Origin of the sequence: Vibrio sp. VP6 (genome assembly GCF_028823755.1) — a bacterium.
Taxonomy (GTDB): Bacteria; Pseudomonadota; Gammaproteobacteria; order Enterobacterales; family Vibrionaceae; genus Vibrio; species Vibrio parahaemolyticus.
On record NZ_JAPEID010000003.1, the window covers coordinates 171,987 to 184,101 of the forward strand.

Here is a 12,115-nt window from a genome sequence, read left to right on the forward strand (position 1 = left end):
TACTTGTAATGTTTGTTTTTTGATCTATTATGACGAAGTGTCAATTATGACGGTTCGTCAAAAATGGTGACGTTCCTGTTTTACATAATCGTGTTACAATTATCAGGAGTGTGTGGGTATACGGATCAAAGGATTATGTTTAACTTTCGCTGTAAAAAGGATGGTAAGCGAGACGGGTGTCGTGTCTCGTCCGGGCTAACCAAAAAGCAACAAGCGATTGCGGATAGAGAAGTTGAGCTTATTCAACTGGCTAAGTCACTCGTCCAAGAGCAGGGGTTTGCGAACCTCACTATGGATAAGCTGACCTCGGCTAGCTCTTATTCTAAGGGCACCATCTACAATCATTTTTGCAGCAAAGAAGACGTAATACTTGCGCTTTGTATCCATTCGTTAAAAAGCGAAGCGATATTTTTCGAGCGCACGGCAAACTTCGATGGCAATACTCGAGAGAAAATTATTGCGATGCATGTAGGCTATCGTATTTACGCTCGAATGGAGCCAGTGCTGTCGACTTGCGCGATTGTAGCTAAAACGCCTTGGGTGTTGGAAAAAGCATCACCTGAACGTTTGAATGAGCTGAATCGGCTAGAAGAAGAAGTGATTTCCGGTGCAGATGCGTTGGTCAATAATGCAGTAGAGTGCGGAGATCTAAAGTTTTCTCCTGCTATAGGTGCGGATGCTATTGTGTTTGCTAACTGGTCTATCGCATTTGGTTCTAACGCGCTTGCGCAAAACGCATCGAATAGTCGCTGTATACAACGAATCCAAGACCCATTTTCTGTGTTGCACAATGCGAATATGTTATTAGACGGCTTAGGTTGGGCGCCACTTTCTACAGAGTGGGACTATCGGAAAACCTGGCGTCGAGTAGAACAGGAACTCTTTAGTGAAGAGATTGCTTACTTAGAAACAGTGAACCGTTAAATCGGTTACAGAAGCCAATCCAAACGATGATTGGCTTTTTTATCACACTAAAGTGACGAATCGTCAATATTTGACTTAAAAGATGATGCTTAAGGTGAAGAACCTAGAGAGGCATTTGAAAAGTTACGTAAAAACTAGAAAACAGCGCTGGCTGATTTTTTTAGTTTTTAAATTTGACGAAACGTCACAAAGGAGAGTGTGATGCCACACCGTAAAGCTCAGCAACACCAAGGAATTGGTTTGGGGAAGATACCCACCAAATACAGTTTGCTCGTTCTACTAGCAACTATTTTCTTGATTATTGTCGCTACAATAGGAGGTAAAAACCTGTATTTCAGAGGAGATTACGACATTTTCTTTGATGGTACTAACAAGCAACTGCTTGCGTTTGATGAAATCCAAACCACGTTCGCAAAAACGGACAACCTTGCCATCGTCATCGCGCCTGAAGATGGCGACATTTTTACCCCGCAGACCTTGTCTCTTATCCAGAAAATAACAGTCGACGCTTGGCAAGTCCCATACTCGAGCCGTGTTGACTCTATCGCTAACTATCAACACACAGAAGCCTTTGAAGATGATCTGTTGGTTGAAGATCTTCTATACAGTGAATACGAACTGACCCCAGAACGAATTTCCAAGGTCAAAAGCATTGCACTCAGTGAACCTGTTTTAAAAAGCGCATTGGTGTCAGAGAAAGGCGATGTCACCGTGGTGAATATTACCGTCCAGTTGCCCGAGATGGATAAGACCGCAGAAGTGGAGGAGGTGGTGTCGAGTATCAATGCCATGATTGACCGCTACCAACGCGCGTATCCTGACGTGACTTTTCATAAAGCGGGCATTATTGCTATGAACCACGCTTTTATGACTGCTGCGCAAGATGACAGCTCGACATTAGTGCCAACCATGCTCGTTGTGATTTTGGTCTTTTTGACTATCATGCTGCGTTCCATTCTAAGTGTGATAGCGACGCTGATTGTCATCATTGGTTCTGTGATGGCGACCATGGGCATTTCCGGTTGGGCTGGAATGTTCTTAAGCACTGCGACGGTAAACGTTCCAACGTTGATCATGACGCTTGCGGTTGCTGACTGTGTTCATGTGATTGCGACCATGCGTCAATCAATGAAAAACGGGTTCACGAAAGCGCAGTCAATCGAGCGCAGTATCGCTTTGAATTTCGTGCCTATTCTGATTACATCCGTAACAACCGCGATTGGCTTCTTGATGATGAACATGTCCGATTCTCCTGTCCTGCGAGACTTCGGTAACTTGTCTGCTTTAGGTGTTATGGTCGCCTGTTTTCTTTCCGTTACCTTGTTGCCGGCGTTGCTCAAGTTGCTGCCTATCCACGTAAAAATGGAAACGTCACAAGGCCAAAAACATGTCATGGATCGCTTAGGTGACTTTGTGGTTTCGCAACGAAGAGCCTTGTTGCCACTTTCGGTTGCTGTCATTGTCGTGTGCGCGAGTCTTATCCCACTTAACAAGGTGAATGACGAATCGGTAGAGTACTTTGGTCAACGTAACGAGTTTCGTCAGGCTGCTGATTTTATGGAAGAGCGAATCAGCGGTATGACCAACATCAGCATTGCGATTAAAACCAACGAGTCTCAAGGTATTGCCGCTCCTGATTTTCTTAACACGATAGGTGAGTTTTCTAGTTGGCTACGAGACCAACCTGAAACAGACCATGTGGCGACATTGGCAGATGTTTATAAGCGTCTCAACAAGAACATGCATGGTGATGATGAGGCGTATTACTTGCTCCCTCAAGAGCGAGAGCTCGCAGCGCAATATCTACTGCTTTACGAAATGTCTTTGCCGTACGGCCTTGACCTCAATAATCAAATCAATGTCGATAAATCCTCGATCAAAATGGTGTTGACCGTGGCAAACCTCGGCAGTGTGGAACTGGTCGATTTAGAAAACAGAATCTATCAATGGTTTGCAGAGCATGCCCCTCAGTATCAAGTGGTTGCATCAAGCCCGTCATTAATGTTCGCCCATATTGGAGAGACGAATATGGCGAGCATGCTGTCCACTTTACCGATCACGCTTGTTTTAATTTCTGCCTTGCTGATTTTTGCACTTCGCTCCGTGAGATTAGGGCTAATTAGTTTGATGCCCAATATTGCGCCAGCGGTCATTGGCTTTGGTTTGTGGGCACTGATATCGGGTGAAATCAACCTCGGCTTATCCGTTGTTGTGACATTGACGCTTGGGATTGTGGTCGATGATGCCGTTCACTTCCTTTCCAAATATCAAAGAGCGCGCCGCGAGGGGCAAATAGCAGAGCAAGCCGTTCGTTACGCGTTTCATACCGTTGGTCGCGCACTGTGGATCACTACGGTGGTTTTAGTGGCAGGTTTTTCTGTATTGGCAATGTCTAGCTTCAGGCTGAATGCGGATATGGGGCAGCTCAGCGCCATTGTTATCTTCATCGCTTTGGTTGTGGACTTCTTATTCCTCCCAACCTTACTAATGCTATTCGATAAAAAAGCGTACTTACAAGAAAGTCCGTCTGATAACGCGCGCTTGAAAGCGTCGTCCACCATCACTGCAACTCAGTCGTAACTCAGAATTAAAAGGAATTGAACCATGAAAAAAATGAACCACGTATTGCAAGTTTTGATGTTGTCGGCTTCGCTAGTTACATCGCCATTCACTTATGCGAATGAAGAAAAAGGGCTGGAAATTGCTCAGGAGCGAAAAGCAAGAGATGAAGGTTGGGGCGACTCTATCGCAACCATGGAGATGATTTTAAAGAACGCACAAGGTGAAAGCAGTACGCGCCTTATGCGATTGAAATCTCTCGAAGTTGAAGGGGATGGCGACAAAGGGCTGACCATTTTTGACCAGCCTCGGGACGTCACGGGCACGGCTTTTCTCAACCATTCTCATACCATTGGTGCGGATGACCAATGGTTGTATTTACCTGCCTTAAAGCGAGTAAAGCGAATTTCGTCACGTAATAAGTCGGGCCCGTTTATGGGAAGCGAGTTTGCGTATGAAGACTTGAGTTCATTTGAAATCGAAAAATACCGCTTTAACCACCTCAAGGATGAGAAGTTTAACGGGCAAGACGTATTCGTGCTAGAGCAAATTCCAACGGACAAGAACTCCGGTTATACCAAGCAGGTAGTATGGCTTGACAAGGCGCATTATCGCCCTCTCAAAGTCGAGTTTTACGACCGAAAAGGCGCGTTATTGAAAACTCTAACTTTCGCTAATTATAAGCAGTACCTCGATAAATATTGGCGTGCACATACCATGGCAATGACGAATCACCAAACTGGCAAAAGTACAGAATTGAACACTAGCGATTTGCGCTTTCAAACAGGGTTGGAAGAGAACGACTTCAACAAAAACGTGCTCAAGCGAGTTAAATAAGGGAGTGGTATGAATATGGGCAAAGGAGTAAACCAACTTGGCGGAATACTCGCGATGTTGGTAACGCCCTCGCTGTTCGCATTTGAGCTTGCGGGGCAATTGAATGTTGAGCATCGACAATTTCTCTCTCACGGGCTGCAAGGGCAGAGTAAAGGCCAAAGCTCTGTTGTAGTTCAGCCTGAATTTTACTGGGACTTCCAAAGCGGAGATAGTAGCTTCACCTTCACACCGTTTTTTCGAGTCGATAGCCTCGATGATGAAAGAACCCACGGTGACATTAGAGAAGCGCTTTTTCTCACGTATTGGGATGATTACGAGCTTAGAGTTGGGATCAGTAAAGTGTTTTGGGGCGTCACCGAGTCCGCGCATCTGGTTGATGTTGTGAACCAAACAGATGCCGTGGAAGCGGTTGATGGCGAAGATAAACTGGGTCAGCCAATGGTACATTTTACGGCGATTAAAGATTGGGGCGCTTTTCATGCCATGGTACTTCCTTATTTTCGGGAGCGTACTTTTGCTGGTCAAGACGGACGTTTACGTACGGAGCCTGTTATTTCTGACAGCGCTATTTATGAATCGAGTAGGGAAGAGAAACACATTGATGTGGCATTTCGATATTCCAAAATGCTGGGTGATTGGGATATTGGTTTGAGCTATTTGTATGGGACCAATCGAGATCCCTATTTTCGATTCGAGCAAGGTGAACTCAAACCATATTATGCGCTGATGAGTCATTTCGGTATTGATGTTCAAGGCATTGTCGGAGATTGGTTATGGAAGCTTGAAAGTGTATATCGAGATAGTTATGACCATCATGTTGGCGTGGTGACGGGTTTCGAATATACCATCGTCGGCGCTTTTGATACGGTTTGGGATGTCGGCCTTATTGGAGAGTACCTCTATGATAGTCGGGGAAATAACGCACAGAACATCGGTCAAAATGATGTGTTTGCAGGTGTCCGCTTTGCCTTAAATGATGAGGATGGAACTGAAATTCTCACTGGGATTACGCAAGATTTGGATAACTCAGATGTTTATAACGCAAAGTTAGAAGCCTCTAGCAGAATATCGAACCATCTGAAGTGGCAAGTTGATGCGTGGTTATTTAAAAATGATACGCCGACAGACTTACTTTATTTTGCTCGAGACGACGATTTTATTGAGCTCTCTATACAGTATTATTTTTAGATTTGCTGAATTGCTTAGCGAAAATAATCCATCATGGAGATCTTTGTCATTATTTTGACTACTCAGTGAGGTGTTAGAAAACTTTTATCGTTACTATTCCCTATATTTATTGTGGCATTTCAGGTTGCTCATGGTGACTTGATATAGACTCGTCGATATTGGGAGTAGTAACGTTGAATTCATTTCGTTGGGACATCTATTTTGAAACAGGAATCGAAGATGTTGACGACCAACACCAGTATCTCGTTGAGTTTATTAATAAGTACGGCAAACTTTTGACGCGAAACACGATTTCTATAGCGGATATTCAGAGCGCGTTATTTGAACTCTCTCGTTACGCCGAATTTCACTTCAAAGAAGAGGAAAATTTAATGAGAGAAGTGGGGATTCATCACGAGCATCTCCAAAAGCATATTCAAGTACATCGCACTTTTATGGGCGATATTGTCAGCATGCAAAGTTTTATTAACGAAGATAATCGGCAATCAGCGGAGCAGTTGTTGGATTTTCTCATTCATTGGTTGGCGTACCACATTCTTGGCATCGATCAAAATATGGCGAAACAGATCAAAGCCATCGAACGAGGCGTTTCTCCTTTAGAAGCTTATCGCGAACAAGAGCAACAAGCTAACGCGTCTACCGAGCCATTACTAGAAGCACTCAATGCGCTGTTTTCTCAAGTGTCCGAACGTAATCGTGATCTCTTAAAACTCAATTTGGAATTAGAAGAAAAAGTAGAAGCAAGAACGAACCAGTTGTTAACGGCAAATAAGCAGCTGGAAGCGCTGTCATTAACGGACTCATTAACTCAACTTCCCAATCGACGCAGTGCAATCAAAACGTTGAAAAAGCTTTGGGATGACACGGAGCACAAAGCACTGCCTTTGGTTTGTATCATGATTGATGCGGATTATTTTAAACAAGTCAATGACACGTGTGGGCATGAGGCCGGGGACTTGGTGTTAATCGAGCTTGCACAAGCACTTAAATATCATTTTCGTAGCGATGATATCGTGTGCAGATTGGGAGGTGATGAGTTCTTTGTTATTTGTCCAGACACAGGATTGGACGGCGGGTTATATGTTGCGGAAATGGTAAGAAAACAGGTGTCTCAAATGCTCGTTCCAACGTGTTATGAACCGTGGAGAGGGAGCATCAGTGTTGGTGTTGCAGAACGAACAGAAAACATGAGTACGTACACCGATTTGATTCGCGCAGCCGATGAATCCGTTTATTTAGCGAAGCAAGAAGGTAAAAATAAAGTTCGGGCTGTTCAAAAGTACGTAACGCAAGAGCCGGTTTCTGTCCGACAAAACTAATCAGTGCGGAATGATTTGAATGGTGAGATTCTGCTACCAAGTTAATGCATTTTCCCCTTCTATGTTTGTAAGCTTATTTATGAAACTGGTGCTTGTTACACAAGCGCTCGCACACCGTTAAGTTCGATAACAGTGCTTTTTTTACGTTTTTGTGTTCTTTTTATTCAATAACCTCTTCTTTTTATAATTCAATTTGGCATTGGTGTCTGGTTTGGCTACTATGTACAGCTATCAAAAAACCAATCACTCCCTTATGGACACTACCAACAGGTAGATGAGGAAACGATGCAACATCTAGAAGAGATCATTGCTAGCGCGAGCACTGCAATTGAAGCTGCCGAATCGCTAGTCGCACTTGATGAAGTGCGTGTTCAGTATCTGGGTAAAAAAGGTGAGCTAACTGCTCAACTTCAAAGCCTAGGTAAACTACCACCAGAAGAGCGCCGTGAAGCTGGTCAAGAGATCAACAAAGCGAAAGGCGTAGTTCAGCAAGCTATCGCAGCTCGTAAAGACGCACTACAACGTGCAGAGCTTGAAGCGAAACTAGCAGCAGAAACAATCGACGTAACACTACCAGGTCGTCGTATTGAAAACGGTGGTTTACACCCAGTAACTCGTACTGTAGAGCGTATCGAGAAGTTCTTTGGCGAACTTGGTTTTAACACCGAAGCAGGCCCAGAGATCGAAGATGCATTCCACAACTTCGATGCGCTAAACATCGCCGCTGATCACCCAGCGCGTACTGACCACGATACTTTCTTCTTCAATCCAGATTTGATGCTTCGTACTCATACGTCAGGCGTACAGATCCGTACGATGGAAAATGGTAAACCACCATTCCGTTTCATCGCACCGGGCCGTGTATACCGTAACGACTACGACCAAACGCATACGCCAATGTTCCACCAAGTGGAAGGTATGCTGGTTGATGAGAACGTTAACTTCGCTCAATTAAAAGGCATTCTGCACGATTTCCTATGTAACTTCTTCGAAGAAGAAGTAGAAGTACGTTTCCGTCCATCTTACTTCCCATTCACTGAGCCTTCAGCAGAAGTAGACGTGAAAGGTAAAAACGGTAAATGGTTAGAAGTACTAGGCTGCGGTATGGTTCACCCGAACGTACTACGTAGCGTAGGCATCGATCCTGAAAAATACTCTGGTTTCGCATTCGGTATGGGTGTTGAGCGTCTAACAATGCTTCGTTACGGCGTGAACGACCTTCGTGCGTTCTTCGAGAACGACCTTCGTTTCCTAAAACAGTTCAAGTAATCCAGAGGGTTCATCAACATGAAATTCAGCGAATCATGGCTTCGTGAGTGGGTAAACCCTGCGGTTACTACTGACGAGCTAACTCACCAAATTACAATGGCCGGCCTAGAGGTAGACGACGTTCTTCCTGTTGCTGGTTCTTTTACTGGCGTTAAAGTCGGCCACGTTGTTGAATGTGGTCAACACCCAGATGCAGACAAACTGCGCGTAACTAAAGTTGATGTTGGCGAAGAAGAGCTTCTAGACATCGTTTGTGGCGCACACAACTGTCGCCAAGGTCTGAAAGTAGCAGTAGCAACAGTTGGTGCTGTTCTTCCTGGTGATTTCAAAATCAAAAAAGCGAAACTACGTGGCCAACCATCTCACGGCATGCTTTGTTCATTCACTGAACTAGGTATCGACGTTGAGTCAGACGGCATCATGGAGCTAGCAGAAGACGCAGTAATCGGTACCGATTTCCGTGAATTCCTAGGTCTAGACGACGTAACTGTAGACGTAGACCTAACAGCAAACCGCGCTGACTGTTTCAGCATTCGTGGCCTAGCTCGTGAAGTCGGCGTACTTAACCGCGCTGACGTGACTGAGCCATCAGTAGAAGCGGTTGCTCCTTCAATCGAAGACAAAGTGTCTATCGAAGTGAAAGCACCTGCTGCGTGTCCACGTTACCTAGGTCGTGTGGTTAAGAACGTAAACGTTCAAGCTGAAACGCCACTATGGATGCAAGAGAAACTGCGTCGCTGTGGTATCCGCTCTATCGATCCTGTAGTAGACATCACTAACTATGTTCTTCTAGAGCAAGGCCAACCAATGCACGCGTTCGATCTAGCGAAGATCGAAGGTGGCATCGTAGTTCGTATGGCGGAGCAAGGTGAGAAGCTAACACTTCTAGACGGCAGCGAAGCAGAACTAAACGCAGATACATTAGTTGTAGCTGACCACAACAAAGCGCTTGCAATCGCAGGTATCTTTGGTGGTGAAGAGTCTGGTGTAACAACTGAGACTAAAGACGTTCTACTTGAGTGTGCATTCTTCGCGCCTGACCACATCCGTGGTCGTGCACGTAGCTACGGTCTGCACACTGATTCTTCAATGCGTTTCGAGCGTGGTGTGGATTACGCACTACAAGCGAGCGCAATGGAGCGCGCAACTCAGCTTCTAGTTGAAATTTGTGGTGGTGAAGTAGCACCTGTTGTAGCTGTAGAATCTGAAGCAGACCTACCTAAGCCAAACAAAGTTGCTCTACGTCGTTCTAAACTAGACAACCTATTAGGTCACCACATCGCTGATGCTGACGTAGTAGAAATCCTAGAGCGCCTAGGTTTGACTGTTGAAGCTTCTGAAGAAGGTTGGGTGGCAGTAGCGCCAACATGGCGTTTCGATATCGCTATCGAGCAAGACCTGATTGAAGAAGTTGGCCGTATCTACGGTTACGACAACATTCCTAACCAAAACCCAGCAGCAGCACTTAAGATGCACAACCACGTTGAAGCGGATCTTCCACTGAAACGCGTTCGTGATCTTCTTGTTGACCGTGGTTACCACGAAGCAATTACTTATAGCTTCGTTGAGCCTGAGCAGCAAAAGCTAGTTGTACCTGGTGTTGAGCCTCTAGTACTTCCAAACCCAATTTCTGCAGACATGTCAGCAATGCGTCTTGGTCTTATCCAAGGTCTACTGAACACGGTTGTTCACAACCAGAAGCGTCAACAGCCACGCGTTCGTCTATTCGAATACGGCCTACGTTTCATCCCATGTGAATCTGCAGAAAACGGCATGCGCCAAGAGCCTATGCTAGCGGGTGTTATCGCTGGTACTCGCGGTGAAGAACATTGGGATATCGAAACTAATACGGTTGATTTCTTCGACCTTAAAGGCGACCTAGAAGCAATTCTAGAACTGTCTGCTAACGAAAAAGCGTACTCTTTCGCTGCACTGTCACCTGAAAGCAAAAAAGCTAACCCAGCTCTTCACCCAGGTCAATCTGCGGCAATCATCGTAGATGGCAAAGAAGTGGGCGTGATCGGTACTGTTCACCCTGAGCTTGAGCGTAAGTTCGGTCTAAACGGTCGCACAATCGTATTCGAAATCGAATGGTCTGCAATCAACAGCAAAGTGATCCCAGAAGCGGTAGCGCTTTCTAAGTTCCCTTCAAACCGTCGTGATATCGCAGTAGTCGTGGACGAAGCTGTTGCATCTGGTGACATCGTTAACGCTTGTCTAGAGCAAGGTGGCGAGTTCCTTAAAGATGCGAAGCTGTTCGACGTTTACGTAGGTAAAGGCGTTGAAGAAGGTAAGAAGAGCCTAGCTATCGCTCTGACCCTACAGTCACTTGAGCGTACGCTTGAAGATGCAGACATCGCTGGTGCGGTTGATGCTATCGTTACTCACGTATCTGAGAAGTTTGGTGCAGCTCTACGCGACTAATTAACGCAGCGTAACAAACTTTTTAAGAGACTGAAAACCCTGCCAAATTGGCAGGGTTTTTTTTATGCCTATTCCACTAATGCAACCATAGATTGTGAAACAAGATTACATAGAAAGATAGTGTCGAAAATCCGAACCTTCAGGTTTGCCTACCAACAGCAACGATGGACTCTCAAGGTTCACTTACGCCAACGACAGCGTGTAACTTAGGAGCAATGGCAACGTCAATACGCTAAAGAAGTTCCCAAACAACACCATGGATGCCACTGTCATCGGTTCGATATTCAGTCGCTCTGCAAACAGATAATTCATGACCGCTGGAGGTAGCATGGTGAACAGCACCATCATTTGTAGTTGCATGGTTGGTAAAGGAATAAACCAATAAATGATTGCAAACGCGATTGCGCCAGTCGTTAACGATTGAACGGTACACAAAACGCCAACTTTTAATCCATCCAGTCTTAGATGGCACATTTGTGAGCCAAGAGAAAGCAGCATTACCGGAACAGCGGCTTGCCCTAGCAGTGCTGTTGCTTCATACAACGGTGTCCACGCGCCAATACCTGATAAGTTCAAACATAATGCGAGCGATGCCGATAAGAAAATTGGCATCTTTATGATTTGTTTCAATGGATTCCCGTTACTTAACAACATCACACCTACGCTGATATGTAAGCAAGCTGATACTACAAACAGCAGTACAGCAGAAGAAAGGGCGGCTTCGCCAAATGTATAAGTGAACAACGGTATCGCAAGGTTTCCGCTATTTCGAAACATATGAGGTGGAGCCCAAGCTTTAAATGTTAGCCCAGTGATTTTACAAATCGGAATCATGAGTAACCCCGGAATTAAAACCGCAATGATGGCAGCTAAGAGCAGGGGACCTTGTTCAGAGTCGAGCGGCATGCTCGCTAATGAGGAAAACACCAGAGCTGGCGTGAATACATCGATATTAATTCGATTGATGGGGCGAAAATCAGGTTTGATATGGCGTCCGACTAGATAGCCCACACCGACAAGAGCGAACACAGGAAAAAGAATATTAATGATCTGATTAATCATGGTCGCCTTAGTGTATATGAGGTAGATGTGCGCTTAGTTGGTTAATCAACTAAGTGGTAATCACAGTATCAAACCTTTATGCATTGCGTCATGGTGAAACAATGAGAACCGTGGATTAAATCAAGCTTTCTCAAAGCACATTAGCTATATGGAGTGGTCGTACCTTTGAACTAATTGTTACGTATCAAGTTACATACAAATCACTGAAATACCGACAAGTTTTATGTCATGTGTCTGTAAAATAGCCAATCTCTGATATTTTTATTAAATAGTGATTAATGTCGTTTTGTTGTTATTGTTTAGTCATATTGACTGGATATTTTTTGTAATTAAGCATTCACTAAACAAAAAATATTGAAATGTCGCTATTTAACAATAATTTATACATCGGCATTCCTTTTATTCGCAAAGAAAAAAGTTGGCGAAAATCATAAGCTTGTCATACACTTCCTGATGTAACCCCGATATGTTGTTGAATTGGTAGGGTAAAACTGCTCTGGCGCTACACTAGGTAGCATTGTTTAACATAGCTT

Annotated in this window: 8 protein-coding genes; 7 read left to right on the forward strand and 1 reads right to left on the reverse strand. The window is 44.7% G+C overall.

Features of this window, described 5'->3' with window-relative positions:
- Positions 1-135 precede the first annotated feature (135 nt).
- From OU793_RS03230 to pheT, 7 genes are all read left to right on the forward strand, one after another.
- Positions 136-924 carry a TetR/AcrR family transcriptional regulator gene (locus OU793_RS03230; RefSeq protein ID WP_005462636.1) on the forward strand — a complete coding sequence of 263 codons (789 nt, stop codon included), beginning with the start codon at positions 136-138 and terminating at the stop codon, positions 922-924.
- 201 nt (positions 925-1,125) lie between these two features.
- The gene (locus OU793_RS03235) at positions 1,126-3,504 is read left to right on the forward strand and encodes an RND family transporter (RefSeq protein WP_180793936.1); all 2,379 of its coding nucleotides are present in this window, start codon (positions 1,126-1,128) and stop codon (positions 3,502-3,504) included.
- 24 nt (positions 3,505-3,528) lie between these two features.
- Positions 3,529-4,320: an outer membrane lipoprotein-sorting protein gene (locus tag OU793_RS03240; protein WP_017448633.1), complete on the forward strand. Its 792-nt coding sequence runs from the start codon at positions 3,529-3,531 to the stop codon at positions 4,318-4,320.
- 15 nt (positions 4,321-4,335) lie between these two features.
- Positions 4,336-5,508 (forward strand): hypothetical protein, encoded by a 1,173-nt coding sequence (locus OU793_RS03245; protein ID WP_180793937.1) that lies wholly within the window; start codon positions 4,336-4,338, stop codon positions 5,506-5,508.
- Positions 5,509-5,681: 173 nt separating this feature from the next.
- Entirely contained in the window at positions 5,682-6,827 is a 1,146-nt protein-coding gene (locus OU793_RS03250; protein WP_140103979.1) for a GGDEF domain-containing protein, read from the forward strand.
- Positions 6,828-7,112: 285 nt separating this feature from the next.
- Positions 7,113-8,096, forward strand: a complete 984-nt coding sequence (gene pheS, locus OU793_RS03255) for a phenylalanine--tRNA ligase subunit alpha (RefSeq protein ID WP_005385470.1) — start codon at positions 7,113-7,115, stop codon at positions 8,094-8,096.
- Between the two features lie 18 nt (positions 8,097-8,114).
- The gene (gene pheT, locus OU793_RS03260) at positions 8,115-10,520 is read left to right on the forward strand and encodes a phenylalanine--tRNA ligase subunit beta (RefSeq protein WP_025526703.1); all 2,406 of its coding nucleotides are present in this window, start codon (positions 8,115-8,117) and stop codon (positions 10,518-10,520) included.
- A 183-nt stretch (positions 10,521-10,703) separates the two neighbouring features.
- On the opposite strand, the gene OU793_RS03265 is transcribed toward pheT, so the two are convergent.
- Positions 10,704-11,582 carry an AEC family transporter gene (locus tag OU793_RS03265; RefSeq protein ID WP_021823327.1) on the reverse strand — a complete coding sequence of 293 codons (879 nt, stop codon included), beginning with the start codon at positions 11,580-11,582 and terminating at the stop codon, positions 10,704-10,706.
- Between the last annotated feature and the right edge of the window lie 533 nt (positions 11,583-12,115).